Source organism: Kistimonas asteriae, assembly GCF_018263925.1.
Classification (GTDB): Bacteria; Pseudomonadota; Gammaproteobacteria; order Pseudomonadales; family Endozoicomonadaceae; genus Kistimonas; species Kistimonas asteriae.
The window spans coordinates 41,572-57,166 of record NZ_JAEVHF010000001.1 but is presented as its reverse complement, the minus strand read 5'-3'; the positions used below and the strand labels follow the sequence as shown (position 1 = coordinate 57,166).

13 protein-coding genes, 1 tRNA gene and 2 pseudogenes are annotated in these 15,595 nt (G+C 48.5%); 11 read left to right on the top strand and 5 right to left on the bottom strand.

The features are described 5' to 3' along the window. Positions 1 to 157 precede the first annotated feature (157 nt). The 3 genes from KHS78_RS00260 to KHS78_RS00250 all read left to right on the top strand — a co-directional run bounded on the left by KHS78_RS00260 (position 158) and on the right by KHS78_RS00250 (position 4,444). The gene (locus tag KHS78_RS00260; RefSeq protein ID WP_211824078.1) at positions 158 to 2,974 is read left to right on the top strand and encodes an autotransporter family protein; all 2,817 of its coding nucleotides are present in this window, start codon (positions 158 to 160) and stop codon (positions 2,972 to 2,974) included. 508 nt (positions 2,975 to 3,482) lie between these two features. Further along, the gene (locus tag KHS78_RS00255; protein ID WP_211824076.1) at positions 3,483 to 4,268 is read left to right on the top strand and encodes a DUF3050 domain-containing protein; all 786 of its coding nucleotides are present in this window, start codon (positions 3,483 to 3,485) and stop codon (positions 4,266 to 4,268) included. Positions 4,269 to 4,367: 99 nt separating this feature from the next. Next, positions 4,368 to 4,444 (top strand) — tRNA-Pro (locus KHS78_RS00250). Positions 4,445 to 4,855: 411 nt separating this feature from the next. Here KHS78_RS00250 and KHS78_RS00245 read toward each other — a convergent pair. After that, positions 4,856 to 5,056 (bottom strand): hypothetical protein, encoded by a 201-nt coding sequence (locus KHS78_RS00245; protein WP_211824074.1) that lies wholly within the window; start codon positions 5,054 to 5,056, stop codon positions 4,856 to 4,858. Positions 5,057 to 5,870: 814 nt separating this feature from the next. On the opposite strand from KHS78_RS00245, the pseudogene KHS78_RS22200 reads away from it, so the two are divergent. Further along, positions 5,871 to 5,999, top strand: a pseudogene (locus tag KHS78_RS22200) (ISAs1 family transposase); the annotation flags it as partial. 76 nt (positions 6,000 to 6,075) lie between these two features. Beyond that, positions 6,076 to 6,540 (top strand): VOC family protein, encoded by a 465-nt coding sequence (locus tag KHS78_RS00235; protein ID WP_211824071.1) that lies wholly within the window; start codon positions 6,076 to 6,078, stop codon positions 6,538 to 6,540. A 544-nt stretch (positions 6,541 to 7,084) separates the two neighbouring features. Here the strand turns inward: KHS78_RS00235 and KHS78_RS00230 are convergent. Next, entirely contained in the window at positions 7,085 to 8,179 is a 1,095-nt protein-coding gene (locus KHS78_RS00230; RefSeq protein ID WP_211824069.1) for a hypothetical protein, read from the bottom strand. Between the two features lie 545 nt (positions 8,180 to 8,724). Between KHS78_RS00230 and KHS78_RS00225 the strand changes: the two genes are divergently transcribed. The 4 genes and pseudogenes from KHS78_RS00225 to bla all read left to right on the top strand — a co-directional run bounded on the left by KHS78_RS00225 (position 8,725) and on the right by bla (position 12,631). Further along, positions 8,725 to 9,357, top strand: a complete 633-nt coding sequence (locus KHS78_RS00225) for a hypothetical protein (protein WP_211824067.1) — start codon at positions 8,725 to 8,727, stop codon at positions 9,355 to 9,357. A 196-nt stretch (positions 9,358 to 9,553) separates the two neighbouring features. Then, on the top strand, positions 9,554 to 10,873 hold the full coding sequence (locus KHS78_RS00220) for a Tle-like phospholipase domain-containing protein (protein WP_211824065.1): 1,320 nt from the start codon (positions 9,554 to 9,556) through the stop codon (positions 10,871 to 10,873). A 224-nt stretch (positions 10,874 to 11,097) separates the two neighbouring features. Further along, on the top strand, positions 11,098 to 11,538 hold the full coding sequence (locus KHS78_RS00215) for a YqaA family protein (protein WP_211824063.1): 441 nt from the start codon (positions 11,098 to 11,100) through the stop codon (positions 11,536 to 11,538). Between the two features lie 202 nt (positions 11,539 to 11,740). Continuing rightward, positions 11,741 to 12,631 (top strand): annotated as a pseudogene (gene bla, locus KHS78_RS00210) (class A beta-lactamase). Between the two features lie 50 nt (positions 12,632 to 12,681). Here the strand turns inward: bla and KHS78_RS00205 are convergent. The 3 genes from KHS78_RS00205 to KHS78_RS22385 are packed head-to-tail and all read right to left on the bottom strand — an operon-like array spanning position 12,682 to position 13,333. Further along, the gene (locus tag KHS78_RS00205) at positions 12,682 to 12,939 is read right to left on the bottom strand and encodes an integrase core domain-containing protein (protein ID WP_211824061.1); all 258 of its coding nucleotides are present in this window, start codon (positions 12,937 to 12,939) and stop codon (positions 12,682 to 12,684) included. Positions 12,940 to 12,944: 5 nt separating this feature from the next. After that, positions 12,945 to 13,103: a DDE-type integrase/transposase/recombinase gene (locus KHS78_RS22615; RefSeq protein ID WP_425513950.1), complete on the bottom strand. Its 159-nt coding sequence runs from the start codon at positions 13,101 to 13,103 to the stop codon at positions 12,945 to 12,947. A gap of 32 nt (positions 13,104 to 13,135) precedes the next feature. Next, positions 13,136 to 13,333, bottom strand: a complete 198-nt coding sequence (locus tag KHS78_RS22385) for an IS3 family transposase (RefSeq protein WP_211824060.1) — start codon at positions 13,331 to 13,333, stop codon at positions 13,136 to 13,138. A 449-nt stretch (positions 13,334 to 13,782) separates the two neighbouring features. Between KHS78_RS22385 and KHS78_RS00190 the strand changes: the two genes are divergently transcribed. Then, on the top strand, positions 13,783 to 14,388 hold the full coding sequence (locus KHS78_RS00190) for a hypothetical protein (RefSeq protein ID WP_211824059.1): 606 nt from the start codon (positions 13,783 to 13,785) through the stop codon (positions 14,386 to 14,388). A 216-nt stretch (positions 14,389 to 14,604) separates the two neighbouring features. Further along, positions 14,605 to 15,579, top strand: coding sequence for a linear amide C-N hydrolase (locus tag KHS78_RS00185; RefSeq protein ID WP_211824058.1), 975 nt, complete (start codon positions 14,605 to 14,607; stop codon positions 15,577 to 15,579). The last annotated feature ends 16 nt before the right edge of the window (positions 15,580 to 15,595 follow it).

Sequence of the window (15,595 nt, the reverse complement as noted above, 5' to 3'; positions counted from 1 at the left end):
GAGACGGAGTCTGTCACTGTTGGGGTGGAGCAGGTGGCGCTAGATTTGAAGCAGCTTTACAAAAAACTTGCGAAATTAAAAAAGATTCTTTTGGTTCGCCCAAGGCCTTTCTATATACTCGGACGAAAGTGTCAATAAAAAGAAAGAAGTGCGTATTATGACTGTAAAGAAAGGTTTTAATCGCTCTTTACTGAGCCTCGCTATCGCCGCTGTTACTTCTCTGTCTGTTTCTAATGCATCTGCAGCTCAATGTTCGGGAAGCCCTGCTTCGGAAGGCGGTGATGTTGTCATCACTACCGATCAGGGTGAAACCTGTGCAGCGGTCACTGTCAGTGCAACACCGGATAACGACGGCAATGGACGTGTTGGCAATGTGACGATTGAAGGGGCTATCGATGATTCGAGTGGTGGTCCCGGTCTTAATGTTGATGCTACAAATCCATTTGCAGATGGTCAGCCCAATATTGGGAATATTCTGAATACAGGCTCTATTAATTCTACAGGTGATGGGATTGTAATAGGTGACTTTTCTCAGCACGCAACAGGCATTATTGGAAATATCATCAACGAAGGTGAGATCAAAATTGAGGATAACGGGATTGATGTAACGCTCGGTGGCAGTGGTCAGGCAGGTGCTATTGAAAATCGCAGTACTATTCAGTCCTCAGATTCCCGAGGCATATTTGTCGGTCTCTATGGTACGAGTAGCGTTGAAAGTGTGGTCAACACCGGCTCTATACAGAGCGGTAATGACGATGATGCCGTGGTTATATTTGCAAGAGAAAATAGCTCAGTCGGTTCTGTCACTAATAGTGGTAATATTCAGTCTGGCTACTGGGGTCTGCACGTTAATACCGAGGCGGGTAATGGTGCTGAAGGTGGTCAGGTTGGTTCTGTGACTAATACCGGAACAATAAACGCTATACAAGATGCGTTGTACGTCTTTGCTGAGGCAGGCACAATCGGAGATGTATTAAATTCCGGGACGCTTGTTTCTCAGACCGAGCACGGACTTTATATTCGGACTAGTGATGGAGGCACCATTGGTACGGTTACTAATAGTGGCACCGTGACATCTCTTGCGGATGATAATGATGGTGATGGAGCTGTAAGAATTCAGGGAGGAGGGCATACATTCATCAATACCGGTACTATAAACGGAGATTTAGAATTTAGGGATACCGGTAATACCTTCATTTTTGCTGGTGGCCAGGTGAATGGTGATATTGAAGCCGCCTTAACAATGCAGGTGACAGGAAGTGCAGAGTTAACAGGTAATATTGTCGGTGTTCAGCCTTATTACAGCAATTACAACGGAGTAGAATACGTAAATTATTCGGAGGCTGATTACAATGCGTTTATTGCAGATGCGACTACAAGTGCGCTGACTATTACTGATACCGGTCGTTTAAAGATTGGTGCTGGCGGTAATGTATCCTATGAAATTGATTTGAACCAGCAGGGTACGTTGGCTGTAACTTTGGGGTCTGAAAATAACCTTCAGAACCAAAGTCCAACTGCAAGACTATCGCTTTCGTCCCAGGTTATTAGAAAGGGGGATGAAAATGCATCCGAACTGGTCACGGTCACAACTCCCAAAGCGACTTTCTCTGATGGCTCTTCTGTCCTGGTAACACCCGACTATCGCGGCGATTTTGCCTATGGCGACACCGAGCAATACCGGGTGCTGAGTGCTGTTGGCGGCATCAGTGGTACGCCGACGATAGCGTCTTCTTCGATTCTCTATACAGCGGTGGATGCCGGGGCCAGCGATGGCCCGAATATTGATGTCACCGTGTCCACAACCGACCTGAGTGGTGTGGTAGGGGATAACACCAATGATGCGACCGTCACACTGGTTGCGGGCTTTTTGGAAAGCTATCTCACCAGCATGAGCCAGGAAAACGCGGCAGACTTTATTGATAATGAAAAACTGCTGTCGATTTCCGATGTTGATGGGCTGGTGGATTACCTGAAACAGCAGTATCCGAATACCGATACCAGCGCGCTGGCCGCTGTAGTGGCTGCCACGGAACAGATGCAGGGGGAAGTGTTCAGTAATATACTTGCCCACCTGGCCAGCCTGCGGAACGGTGGTCGTTCGGGGGTTGCAGCAGGTGACCTGGTTGAGGAAGGCGGCATCTGGCTCAAGGCTATCGCGTCAGAAGCGGATCAGGGCCGTCAGACCAGCAAGGGTGTCAGCTACAACGGCTACAAGAGTCGTTTGACCGGCTTCAGCCTGGGCGGGGATGTCGACCTGAATGACGCTTACACGGTGGGCAGTTCCTTCAGCTACGCCTCAGCGGATGTGAATGTTAAGAATTCTTCGTCCAGCAGCGATATCGAAAGTTACCAGCTCAGTCTCTACAGCAACTGGCAGCAGGGTGACTGGTTTGTGGACTCTGTGCTGAATGTTGGTCTAAACAATACCGATAGCACCAGCTACACCGGCAGTGTCAAAGGAAGTGCCGACTACGACAGCAAGCAATATGGACTGCTGGTAACGGGCGGTAAAGAGCTCTGGTTCAATAACAACGATACCCTGGTAGAGCCTCGGGTCAGCCTGGAATACAGCCTGCTGCAAACGGATTCTTATACCCAGACGTTCAGTGATGGCTCATCACCGGTTCAGGTTAAGTCTGATGACTTCACGGTTCAGGAGCTGGGTGCAGGGGTGCGTTTGAGTCACCTGTTCGATGTGGAGGGTGGCATCCTGCTGCCGGAAGCGAGCTTCATGGTGTACCACGATTTTGCGGGGGATACCGTGGACTCCACCTTGACCGCAGAAGTATTTAATCAGTCGCTGACCCTGCGTTCCATCGGTGTAGACCCTGAGCAAACCTCTTATATGGCTGGCCTCGGTGTGGATTACTGGATGGATGATCATCTGAGTCTGTCTGTTAACTATGAGCATCGTTGGGCATCCGGGTTTAAGTCAGATAGCCTGCAGGCCAAGATACGTTACGATTTTTAAAACCATGCTTGACGGTCGTTACTGACCGGTTTGGTTTTCATTGAGAGAATAGCGATAGATGCTTTGGCGCCTATCGCTATTTTTTTTCACCTGCTTTTTCCAGCATCCTGAGTCGCTTTGGGCATAGTCTTAACGAGCTGCTTTATGCTATCGATGGTTTGTACTGTACTGCGTGATGAACAATGTCATCGCTGCACGTTTTTGTTGGAAATTGGAGGTTGTTAACTGGCTGCTAAATGAACATCTCCGTTTCCTGCATTAACTCTCTCAATGACCAGAGCCGGGTAGGAATGACGGCCTATTCGGTTTTTTGTCATCTGCAAAGCATTGACGTTCGATATCGCCATTGGTGACAGAAAAAACGGAGGGGTGGCAACGTTCAGTATGCTAACTCGTTGATAAAAAACATGTAAAAAAATTGGCCGGAACTGCCGGTCATGGGAGTCAGGGAAGCTGTCGATAGTAACCGCAGTGCACAACCACTGGGGCCAACAGGGACGGACGCAACATGTTTGACAAGGAACTGGCACACTATCGGCAACGGCTGTTTTCCCATTCGTTGTACGAAACGATTGATACCCGGACGAAGCTGGCAAGCTTCATGGAAACCCACGTGTTTGCCGTGTGGGATTTCATGTCCCTGGCCAAACGCCTGCAGCATGACCTGACCGGCATGGCGCTGCCCTGGCGCACACCGGTGGATGCCAACGCGGCACGGTTTATCAACGAGATCATCCTCTGCGAGGAAACCGACAAAGACCGCCACGGCCACCCGGCCAGCCATCTCACCATGTACCTGGAGGCCATGCGCGAGATCGGCGCGGATACCTCCGTGTTCGAGGCGTTCCACGACGCCCTGCACAACGGCGTACCCTGGCAGACTGCCATTCACGCCAACGGCATACCGGCCCATGTGCGGGCTTTCGTGAGTGATACCCTGACCGTGGCCATTGAGGGCAGCAGCGCAGATGTGGCCAGTTATTTCCTGTTCGGGCGAGAGGATGCCATTCCAGAGATGTTCTCCGCGCTGCTGGCGCAGTGGGGCATTGAACCGGCCAGCATCCCGGGCATGATGTGGTACCTGGAGCGCCATATTGAGCTGGATGGCGACGAGCACGGCCCGGCGGCAGAAGCGATCCTGCAACTGCTAACCCAGGGTACCGAGGAAGGCATGGCCCGGGCACTGGTGATGGCGCGTCAGGCGATTTCTGCGCGTATGGAACTCTGGCAGGGCGCACTGGACGCCATCACCGAAACGCAGGCCTCGCAGGCTGATCAGCTACCGGAAGAATAGGCAGGAAAACCGGCAGGGAGTGTGCGAATCGAGGTTGCCTCGGGACGGTGGTTTGGGTATGATTCGCACCCGTCGTGAGGGCAAGCCTCGCGGATGTGTCGGAGCGTAGCGCAGCCTGGTAGCGCACCACAATGGGGTTGTGGGGGTCGGAGGTTCGAATCCTCTCGCTCCGACCAAATAGTCGTTCAGTAATGTCCAAAATATCTCTAAACCTCGCGTATGGCGGGGTTTTTTGTCTATATGTTTCCATCAAGCGTTTTCATGATGACTACCTGTACAATGGTTACAGGCGGCGCTTTCTACTGGGCTTTTATATTCGTTATTGGCTCAGATAATTTCTGATGCGATCAGGCATCTTCGCAATCCTTCCGGTTAGCCTTTCATTCCAACTTATCTGACCTGGTTCAGAATCTTCACCATCAGCTCGTCTGCGATCTCCGACAGAGGAACGGAGAATGATGGCTTGCTGATTACCGATCTATGACATCTATCGACTGGTAAAGGGCATAGCAGGTCACTGTAGAAACCGGTAATTAAACGCGTTACTGGCCCCTACAGGTGTCACTACAGGAAATTCGATTGACCGTTTATGCAGCGGATATCATCTTGACCTTCTGAATGCAGTCCTTCGGTCTTCCGGTTTGTTGCAGGAACAATTCTTCTGCCTGTTCTTCGGTCTCTGCCTTGAAGATTCTGGATGTGAATGACTGTATGCCTCGTTCAGATGGCACCGAAAAAAAGACCTGGTATTTCTTCATGGGCGCATCCTGATGTTGTACTGGCTTCATGCTTATAACTCCTGGACCACGGCTGCTATCGTAAGTCAGCAGTACGGTATTTTGAAGGAGTTTCGAACTTGATGACCGGCAGCATCTGTTCCTTGATCCGGATCTGGCATAGGTGATAAAGGTTGTCGGCCATAGTGATCGGAGACTGATTCTGGCTGACCCATACCGCCTGTAGTGAGTCTTTCTACCATCTCAATAGCTTCCTGAACGCTTAAAATCTTTGATATTTGCCTGCCAGAGGGAGTTATAGCTGAGGAGTGTTTCAAAAAAATGATCAAGGGCGATGGGGGATGGAAGTTGCGAATGCCATAGAGTTATGGCGGAAAGGGTCAGAGGTGTGGAACGCTGATGGAGCCAATTATCCTGATGCGGATGTTAGTTTTCACCCTACGAAATTTTACCTGATCTGTAGTCGTTCAAACCTGGTCAGGCGTGAAAAATAGACTGTGAAGGTTTTTATTTTATCCCTAAACCGCGTGGTGGGAACTAAGCGACAAAGGCAACTTATGGCGCTGCCACTCCGTGTTGACCGGCAACATGGCTGAAGCCTGCAAAGTATGATTAGATGGCGTGGTTTTATTGTACAGGCGTGCAGTAACGAGCTAGTGAGGACCATGCTCCGCCAGTCGCTAACCAATCGGGCCACACCTTCGGGCGGTAGCGTCTTTGGAAATTAATAATAAGGGGGCGGGCAAATTCGCCTATGCAAATATAGGGTGCTGATTCAGACTTGTTGATGAGTCCTGATAAGAATGAGCATAACAGTACGGATTTTGCTGAACGTGACTCGTCATCAACAGCTTTAAAGCACGACCAGAAGTTGGGACAAGCGACTAGGGAGCACTGGTTTATAGAGAATAAACTGCACTGGAAGCTTGATGTGACTATGGGTGAAGATGATTGCAGGATTCGGCGGGGAGATGCCTCAGAAGTCCTTGCAGGGCAAGGGCTTTCATGATCTTGCCGTGCCCCACATCATAGCATTATGTGTTTAACGAGCATCAGAAAATAGGAAAGATATGATAGGTTATATCACTATTGGAACAAATGATTTAGAAAGAGCTTCATCATTTTGCGATATTATTTTTAATGAAATGGGTGCTGCAAGGGCATTTGATGCAGATCGATTGAGTGCGTGGAGCTTCGGCGGAGGGAAGCCTTTATTTACTGTGACAAAACCATTTGATGAAAGCGAAGCGACTGTTGGCAACGGTGTAATGGTCGCATTGGCTGCATCTAGTCAAGAAGATGTGGATAAATTACACGCGAAAGCCTTAGCGCTTGGTGGCACAAGTGAAGGCGGGCCTTATCCGGCGGGCTATGCCCTGGTCATTTTTACCGATGAGCCCCTGTTAGATAAAGATACCGTATCCGACTATCTGCAGGATTGTGAGCCGCCCTGTTCCGATGACTTATCCAGTATCTACTTCCTCATATCCTATGATCCTGAGATGGAATGTTGCCCTTTCTTTCAAATCAAGTAGAAGTTTTGGCGCTTATGGCTTCGTTTCACTGAGACAACGCTGTATTTCAGGGCTGTGTAATCGGCTCAGAAGCCTGCGACCTATACATTCACTGAGAGCGAGCTGTGGTTGTGAATCCGTCAATGTGCACTTTCTTGCCAAAGGCAGGGGTGAACTAAGTCGGATATTAACGTCGCCGTCCGACATGCAATCAGTCATTATTGTCGTGGTGATTCACGCTTCAGCCAGCGATGCATATGCATTTTGTCCGGGATTCCAGCAATCTGATTCGTCTTTCATGTACTCGGATTATTCGATGAGCAGGCAAATTGAAAGTGTCAGAGCCTCACGATTGAAGTCGTCCACGACATTTTTAGGGGATGGTGACAGTTCTTTTAAGTGATTTTGGTTGATCTCATATCCACTTAAACCAGAGAATTTACAGTGTAGGTAATAGCAAAGGATTCATTGCAAGCATTGTCCTAATGCTAATGGTCGTGGTAAACTGTAAGCGGTTGGTGTTATTCATAGGGTATTTGCCTGCCGCTCACATAGACACAAGGTTTTAAGCGCCCCCTTCCTGCATTAATGTTCTTTGAAAAGAGAGGCTTCTTTTAGTTGGAAGGTGTAACCTTTTTACTTGAACTAAAATATCCGTTTTGTCTATTTGATCACTTAGATCCTCGTGTGCCGGCACTGAAAATAATGCAGAGATTCCGTTGAATTTATGAAATTTTTGGCCATCTACCACTCTTGAGCTATGAGCCATTCCATAAAGAGTTACTTTTGCAACTTCAGAGTCACTCCCGTTATATAGCTGATACTGATTCCCTTGGATAGACTTGAAATCTACTATTTTAAACGAGTCACTTGTTTTTAATTTTCTAATGCCACGCAATTTTTTCATTTCTTTGGATATGATTTTCGGTAAGTTGAGTCTTTTGGAAATAGTTTCAAAATTACTGTCTTTTGTGCTATCTAAAGAGTCAAATGAGAAGTTATGACAGATGTTATCTTTTTTATCATTATCCAAAGGGTAAAAATCTATCGTGCAACCTTCTCTGAGTGCAATGCATAAGACATCTGGCCTTATTTTTATCATATCTTCCAGGAAGGTAACTAATTCTGATTGCGATCCGACTTCACATAATGGGCATAGTTTGGCTAGTTTTTTAGCTGTTTCATGAGGAGTTTTTCCTGATTTAACTTCTGTTTGTAACTCATTAATGAACAGTTTTCTTGAACGTGTCATTTGATCTGTCATATCAGATGGTTTCTTGGCTTCGGGTTTTGACGTTTTGCAAGTTGTAGCCCCATTTTTTTTCACTGTATCACTGTGCTTTTCTCCGTTATCCGGATTTTCTGGTTCGGTATGTTGAGAGTCATTTTTATGGCTGGTTGAGTTTGTTTTTTTAGGGGGAGTGTGGGTAGTCGTGGGTGTTGCCTGATTTGTCATTCTCTCTTTAATTGTTTTTTGAGGTGTCCACCCAAGGCTAGACATCACTAGAAAGAAGGGTTTTATTTTTTCATGCCAGATTATGCTTACTTTATGAATAAAAGCGTTGGCTTTTTTTGCTTGTAAAGCGGTAAGCTTTGTATTTGAATCCGGTAGAGTAGGCGTTTTTTTGAAGCTTGGTTTTTTTATTTTCCCAAAACTCATTATGTTTCCCTGCCGAGTTTTTACGTCAAAAAATTGAGTATCATTATTATAGGTTATATTTTAGGGCTTACGCATTGATGTCTCCTGCGTATTTGATTTCTGGTTATCCTTTTCTTTTTAGCGTTCTCAACGATGGTGTCAACGATCTCATTTAAATGATTTTCGTTAATACTGATAGATATTCCTGAACTCTTTCGCTATCAGCATTTTCTGAAGGTAAACAAAAGCTGGGATTGCTGTACATATAGTTCCTAACAGCGGACGTGCTAAAAACGCTGAAGTGTTACTATGCAAATCTGATTGTTTAGCTCAAACTTTGGCGTTGATGGCACTTAGAAAAGCAGGTTGTAGAAATACTGTCTAAGAGAAAAAATAACTAAAGATCGAACCTTATTTTCGTCACCGTTGAAATTATCGACGATATGTCTTAATTGCTGGTTTCGCAGGGATTTTCAACGCATGGTATGATGCACCTTCTGCCAATGTATTTCCACTGCAAATCTCCTCGTGCAGTTTCTGTCTACGCCAACCATGGATAATAGGATATGACTGGTTTAAAACAGGCGATGTTAGCCCTGACCTTTTTTACTCTACTGCTAACCGGCTGCTCCAATGTAAAAACCATCCCCCTCAGCGATACTGCCAGACAGTCGGTGGCGCAGGTGGTGATCTCGCCCGAGGTCACCGTGACGCCCGATGTGTTTTATAGCGGGCCTGCTGAGTCTGCCGAGTTTGCCCTGGGTGGGTTGGCCGGAGCCGTTGTGGGTCAGGCGGGGCAGGCCGACCGCGTCCTGATCGAAAACACGATGAAAGCCAGTGACATTGGCGTGATTTTCACCAAGGCTTTCCGGCAACAACTACAGGCCAGCGGTGCTTTCACGTTGGCGGAACGCGAGGCGGCTAATACAGGCGTATTCCGTTTTGAGATCCGGCTCTATGGCCTGGGCCAGACGCAAGGTTTCAGTCATACCCTCTATCCTCTCTTGGGCGTGAAGGGGGTGCTGACTGACAGCGAAGGCCAGATTCTCTGGCAGCAGTATGCCGATATTACCCCGTTGAATGCACAGAATACCCTTGGATATGACATAAAGGACTACCTTCAGGATCCTGCACGGGTGAGTGAAGTGTTCCAGCATGTGTCCACGGTAATCAGTCAGCGTTTTCTGGAAACGCTGTAGCAGATGGCTGGAATGCTGCGGCCTGCTGGCGCTGGGGTGGATCAGCGCATCAGTCGCCGCATTTTCCCAGGGCTGATGATGTCTGATGTGCATTTTTATTCAGAGTTTATTCTGTTTACTTAACGTTCTATCAAAAGGGTATAACCACCTGCCTGCTAAAATTTAAAGGTCAAAAGGAGCTTGAGTTTGCTGAAAAATGACTGGGAAAGTTGAGGGTAACGGGCCGATATTTCCAAAGGGTGGAATAGATCCTGTCGTTATTCCGAATGAAAGTAAGGCAAGCCGCAACGGGGTCAGCATATCGGAAGCGGATGGCAAGCCTATGGTTCAGCTGGCCAACGAGGCCGATACTGAAAACAGTAGCCCTGTGCCACAGAAAACGCTGAGTGTCAGGAAAGTGGCGCAACAAAAGGTGAGGGCTGCCCGGTTAAGGCTGTTGAACAATACAAAGCATGTTGTCAGTCGAATCCTGAGTGGTGCGAACGAATCCCCTGATCTGGATCGGTTTGAGAAACGGTTGAAGCGGGAAGTCTTTACTGATGGGAGAATGCAGGGGTTAAGCCGGTCTGAATCTACGTCAGAAAAACATTTGGAGAACAATGTCAAAAAAGCTGTTGCTTTGAACAAAAAGTTCATCAGGCAAAGGGGCGATATTGTTGTCAGGGCAGCGGACGCTGGTGGTAGAAAGCGTGTTCAACATTCTCCGGTAACAGAGACAAGAGGCCTGGCGGATTTTCTGGCGCTGGATAAAGCCAAGCAGGAAAATATCGCCAACTTCATCATGCTGTGTGATGCCGCTTATCAGGGGTTTGACCCCGATTTTAAAGAGATTTGTCTACCTGACGGTTGTACGTTGTTGAAAAAGGAAGAGCTCCCGGTTGAGTTGCAAATGCGCTACGATGAAGCCACGGGACTGATTCATGCGCCAGACAATGCGAAAGCCATGGTTGTACGCAAAGGTGAGGCTGTCGTGGTTATTTTTGCGGGCACAGAACCTGGGTCAAAAAGTGAAACGGGCCGTAGCAGCACCATTAAAACCGATATCACCCAATGGTTGGGCATGGCTTCGCCCATGTACCGAAGTGCTGCTGCGGTGTTTGATCTCCTGTTAAGTCACCCGCCTTTATCAGACTCGGTTGTCAGCGCTTCAGGCCACTCACTGGGAGGCGGGCTGGCGGAATTTGCCTACACGGCAGTGCAGGGACGGCATGCGCCTGAGCGTTTGGGCGGTGTCATCACCATCAATCCTGCCGGGTTGTCCAGGGGGACATTGAACAAACTGGGTGAGGCCAGAGTGAACCAGGCAAAAGGCAGTATTCAAAATATCCGGATAAAAGGGGATCCTGTATCGCCCAGTGGCACGAAGAAAGCCGGGCTGGCGATCAAGGGACAACTGATCGGCTCAATCATGACACTGCCGGATCCTGAAAAGCGTGGAGTCGGGGTGCATCGTACCAGTGTGGCGCTTGATGTGATTGATGCGCATATGTCAGCACAAATTAACAAAGGTTCTTGATATCCCCAGTAACCGCCAGATTTATCCTGTCTGAGCATCCAATCTTATTTATTCGATTCTGTGACAGCACTTCCTGCTTGTTGCAAACAACACCCAGAGACTGTTGATGCAAGAAGTATCAACAGTGCATTAATTGCCATCCGAGACTTCCCGCCAATACTTTCTCGTTGTATACAGGATGATTTTACGGTGCGCGTGATGCACGCCAGGCAATTGCAGCTTCTATGGAATATTTTGCACAATTTGGTTATTTCGGTCTGTTTATCGCTGCCTTTCTTGCCGCGACGATTTTACCCCTCGGCTCAGAGCTGGTGTTGGGTGCGTTGCTGTTGGGCGGCCTCTCGCCCGTCGCGCTGGTCACCGTGGCCACGGTAGGCAATGTGCTGGGGTCGCTGACTAACTATGCGCTGGGTTACTGGGCCTGCAAAGGGGTGATCCAGAAATGGCTGAAGATGTCAGACGAGGAGTTCCTGCGGGCGGAGCAACGCTTCACCCAATACGGTATTGCCTCGTTGCTGTTTGCCTGGGTGCCGGTGATTGGTGATCCGTTGACTGTGATGGCGGGGATTCTGCGGATTCGCCTGCGTTGGTTTGTCCTGTTGGTTACCGTGGGCAAGTTACTGCGGTATATCGTTATCACCGGTATGGCGTTGCATGTGAGCTGAGTGATCGTGCAGGCGTGGCCGGTGTTGTCTGTTGTGAGTATGTCATACCAATGCTTATCGTCTGATAAGTGTGATGTTCCTCAATATCACGGGGCAGCCAATGATTGTCATAGACTGTATTACCTTGATGCACGGTTTTTAATGCCTGCAGTTGCAGGAAAAAGGAAGTGCCGTTAATTTCCCCTGGATTTTCTTAAGCCGTATGACATTGAATAGCCGTTTTCCCGTTTTGAACATTTGCATACTTGCGGTGCTGTTGATGACTAGCGCTTCGGCGTGGGCAGCCTCAAATGATTCCATTGAACAGGCCATTAACCATGTGGAGAAAACACTGGATGCCCATGTCGGCGTGTCAGTGTATGACACGGCCTCACAAAAGCGCTGGAGCTACAATGGGGACAAACGTGTCCCGTTGATGAGTACCTTCAAAACCCTTGTATGCGCAAAACTGCTGAATGATGTGGTCAAAGGCAGGATCACACTGGATCATCCGGTTCTCGTTGAGAAAGCATCGCTGGTGATATGGTCGCCGGTGTTGGAAAAACGCGAGGGTCAGACCATCACACTTGAACAGGCCTGTGCCGCCACCCTGCAGACGAGTGACAATACCGCGGCCAATATCATCTTGAAACAGACTGGCGGGCCAGAGGCGTTAACGCAGTATCTCCGTGACCTGGGCGATACCACAACCCGACTGGATAGTTTCGAAACCGAACTTAATGAAGCTCGCCCCGGCGATCCACGTGATACCACAACCCCGAACGCTATCACAGCCACGCTTAATACCTTGCTGTTTGGCAAGGCGTTATCACCCGAGGCGCAAAAAAAACTCACGCAGTGGATGAAGGACAACCAGGTAGCTGATAACCTGCTGCGCTCTGTGTTGCCGGTCGGCTGGAAAATTGCTGACCGCTCCGGCGCGGGTGGCTAAGGTTCCCGGGGAATTACTGCCATCGTTTGGGCTGAGAATCATGCCCCGTTTATTGTGGGCATATATATTACGCAAACGAATGCATCATTTGAGCAGCGTAATGAAGCAATCGTCGAGATAGGAAAAGCGATTTTTTCGCGTTATACATTTAAAATCTACTGATACAGTCACAAGGGTGATAATGTAGTGGTCAAGCGATTTCGGACACCTGATTAAGCCGCTTTTGCCGAATTCTTTTCTTCAATCGCAACTGTGCTGCAGTAGTTCAGGTAAGAGTGCAACCGGTGGTTGTTGTAGAACATGATATGGTTAACAACGTCATGCTCAGCCTCTCTACGAGAGTCGTAAATAGTGTGGTCTGTTCGTTCTCTCTTCAGGCTACCGAAGAATCTCTCTATGACAGCGTTATCCCAGCAGTTCCCTTTTCGGATCATGCTGCACACCATACCGAACTTTTTCAGCTCAGCCATGATAGTCATCGGATGCGTAGGTCTGAGTGGTGCAGCAGCCCCGTTCCGGGCTTTCTGGCCCAATAGGCCATGCGCAGAGTCTGGAGAGGTAGATCTGTTGTCATACGTGAACTCATCGCCCATCCGACAACCATACGGGAGTATAGATCCACAGCCGCTGCCAGATATAACCAGCCTTCGCGGATCCACAGGTATGTTATGTCAACAACCCATGCTCTTTCATGAGTCTGGTGGCTTTGTGGCGGGCAATATCACATTCAAGGGCTCGCAGGGCTCTGGACATACGGCGGCTACCATAGGAGCCCTTTGATGATTCAAAGATCTCTTTCATATCGACAACCAGACAGCTCTGCTCAACAGACCGCATCTGTTGTCGCTTACCGGCTGCTCCCACTCATAGCACCCACTCCGGCATATTTCCGATCAGCATCCGTCAGTCTATAAACCGTTTGTGTGTAATTTATGCAGTAAGCGATTCAGAACAAAGGCGGCACGTTCTTCCTGCCATGTAAAAAGCCATAAAGCACGAAGATAGCAATGCGGTATCTGTCGGCAAATATTCGTCCAATCAAAAAACTATCAAGCACATGCGGAGTACTTACACTCTTCTGAAAAACTTCAGCTTATAATTATCGATACAATGGATTCATAGCATACCGAGGGTAATCGGCCTAACGCGTTAGGCTGTTTTTAGCCTTGGTTAACGACAAAATTGAGTATTTTAACGCTAGCTTATAAAAGCCAATGACTGGTGGTCCTTCAAGGTCTGATGCATAAAGTTATTGCACCGCAGGCGAAAAATGAACTGATGGAACCTGTCACAATGTATAAGGAAGAAAAGCGATGTGGCGCTGGGTTGGTGTAATTTTTATTGTGGTTGCTAGTGTTTACCAATGGCGGCAAGGACGGCCGGTTGAGCATGGACCGGGTGTATTGGTGAGTGAGTCACCTTACCAGAATCCTGTCCCTAATGGTGAGGCATTTTCCTTTCATGGATTTGCGTTGACGCCTGTTGCTGAGTTTTCTTTGCGTGCACGAGTGCTGTCACGGGAAGACTATCGATCCGGCCGTGAGGCCGACCTCTCACCGGTTGACCTGGCACTGGGGTGGGGGCCAATGTCCGACTCGTCAGTACTGGAGCAGGTGAGGATATCTCAGCGGAATCGTTTTTATTACTGGCGGGTGGATCAGTTTCTGATTCCTCGACGGGAGATTGAAACCAATAGCGCCAATATGCATCTGATTCCCTCTGGCGCGGATGTGGCTGATCAACTGAAAGATGTTGTGGCTGGCAGTATTGTGCAGATATCCGGTTACCTGGTGAATGTAAAAGCTGATGATGGCTGGTATTGGAACAGCAGCCTGAGCCGCAATGATACGGGAGACGGAGCCTGTGAATTGATCTGGGTTGAAAGGTTGTATGTTGAGTCACCAGCTTCAGGGCAATAACCGGTTAGGCTAAAGCGAAGCAATACCTTGCAAGCTGTTTTTTATGCCTCCTGGAGAAAGGGTTTCCGGTCAGTCAAAGGATAAAACAACGACTTTTTACTGTAATAACGTCTTTTGGGAAATAGATACGCCTGACTCCTTGTGTGGAAAAGGGTATAAATGCTCTGAAATACGCACCCTCAAAAGTTTTTAGCAGCAAGACATTCGGTAAAAACAATGAAAAGAACGATGTTTACCTTCGCGGTTGCTTCATGCCTGGTCATTACGCCTGTGGTTGAGGCTTGCTCCAATGTGGTCTGGAAATCCAACCATGGCACGGTGATTACCCGTACCATGGACTGGATGGATGCCACACATCCTACCCTGAAAACCTACCGTGCCGGCGATACCCGTAACCTGCATGGAGTGGACTCCGGTGATACGTATACGGTCGATATTGATTTTCTTGCCGTTGAAAGCTTTGGCCTGGTGACCGAAGGTGTGAATGAGTCTGGTTTCCAGATGAGTGTCCAGTTCTATCGCGACATGGCACTGGATGACGCACAGAAAAATAATCTTGCACAACTCGAGCTGGCCGCTTACTTGTTAGGGAGTGCGCATACTGTTGAAAAAGCCCTGGCGATGGTCAAGCAGCTTAAGGTTGGCATGGTACCTTTGCCCGCGCTTGCCGAGGCGCCGGTCGGGCATTACATCATGACGGATAAGTCAGGGGATCGTGCCTTGCTGCAGTATGATCAGGAGGGTCTGAAAATCTACCGGGGTGAGGATGCGCGAGTGGTCACCAACAATCCCAGTCAGGCCGTGCACCTGAAACAATGGAAAGAGAAAAAAGCGGAAATTGCAGCCTCCGGTGGCTTTGATTCGACGATCAACCTGGAAGCCGGTAATACGCAGTCTACTCAGCGCTCCGTTTTTTCCAATTATTTCGTGGACCAGCTTAAAACGTCGTTATCCCCCATACATGCCATGATGGCGGTAGAAGGCACCACGTTCAAAGTCCCCCAGCAGGCGGCCTATAAACTGGGAGGCAAAATGACTACCTATGCCACGGAGTACTCCATCACCTACAACCTGGACAGCGGGGATGTGGTGTTTAAATACACCTACGGTTCCAACTGGAATCAGCAAGGCTGGAATTACAAGACAATCCTGGCGTCCGATGCAACCGTAGAGCGGGCTCTGTACCAATAGATTGATGGTTAGACAG

Excerpts from the sequence above, each read along its gene's own strand:
- KHS78_RS00255 (WP_211824076.1), top strand. The coding sequence starts at position 3,483 with ATGTTTGACAAGGAACTGGCACACTATCGGCAACGGCTGTTTTCCCAT.
- KHS78_RS00245 (WP_211824074.1), bottom strand. The coding sequence starts at position 5,056 with ATGAAGCCAGTACAACATCAGGATGCGCCCATGAAGAAATACCAGGTC.
- KHS78_RS00225 (WP_211824067.1), top strand. The coding sequence starts at position 8,725 with ATGACTGGTTTAAAACAGGCGATGTTAGCCCTGACCTTTTTTACTCTA.
- KHS78_RS00190 (WP_211824059.1), top strand. The coding sequence starts at position 13,783 with ATGTGGCGCTGGGTTGGTGTAATTTTTATTGTGGTTGCTAGTGTTTAC.
- KHS78_RS00260 (WP_211824078.1), top strand. The coding sequence starts at position 158 with ATGACTGTAAAGAAAGGTTTTAATCGCTCTTTACTGAGCCTCGCTATC.
- KHS78_RS00185 (WP_211824058.1), top strand. The coding sequence starts at position 14,605 with ATGAAAAGAACGATGTTTACCTTCGCGGTTGCTTCATGCCTGGTCATT.
- KHS78_RS00215 (WP_211824063.1), top strand. The coding sequence starts at position 11,098 with ATGGAATATTTTGCACAATTTGGTTATTTCGGTCTGTTTATCGCTGCC.
- KHS78_RS00230 (WP_211824069.1), bottom strand. The coding sequence starts at position 8,179 with ATGAGTTTTGGGAAAATAAAAAAACCAAGCTTCAAAAAAACGCCTACT.
- KHS78_RS00205 (WP_211824061.1), bottom strand. The coding sequence starts at position 12,939 with ATGGCTGAGCTGAAAAAGTTCGGTATGGTGTGCAGCATGATCCGAAAA.
- KHS78_RS00235 (WP_211824071.1), top strand. The coding sequence starts at position 6,076 with ATGATAGGTTATATCACTATTGGAACAAATGATTTAGAAAGAGCTTCA.
- KHS78_RS00220 (WP_211824065.1), top strand. The coding sequence starts at position 9,554 with ATGACTGGGAAAGTTGAGGGTAACGGGCCGATATTTCCAAAGGGTGGA.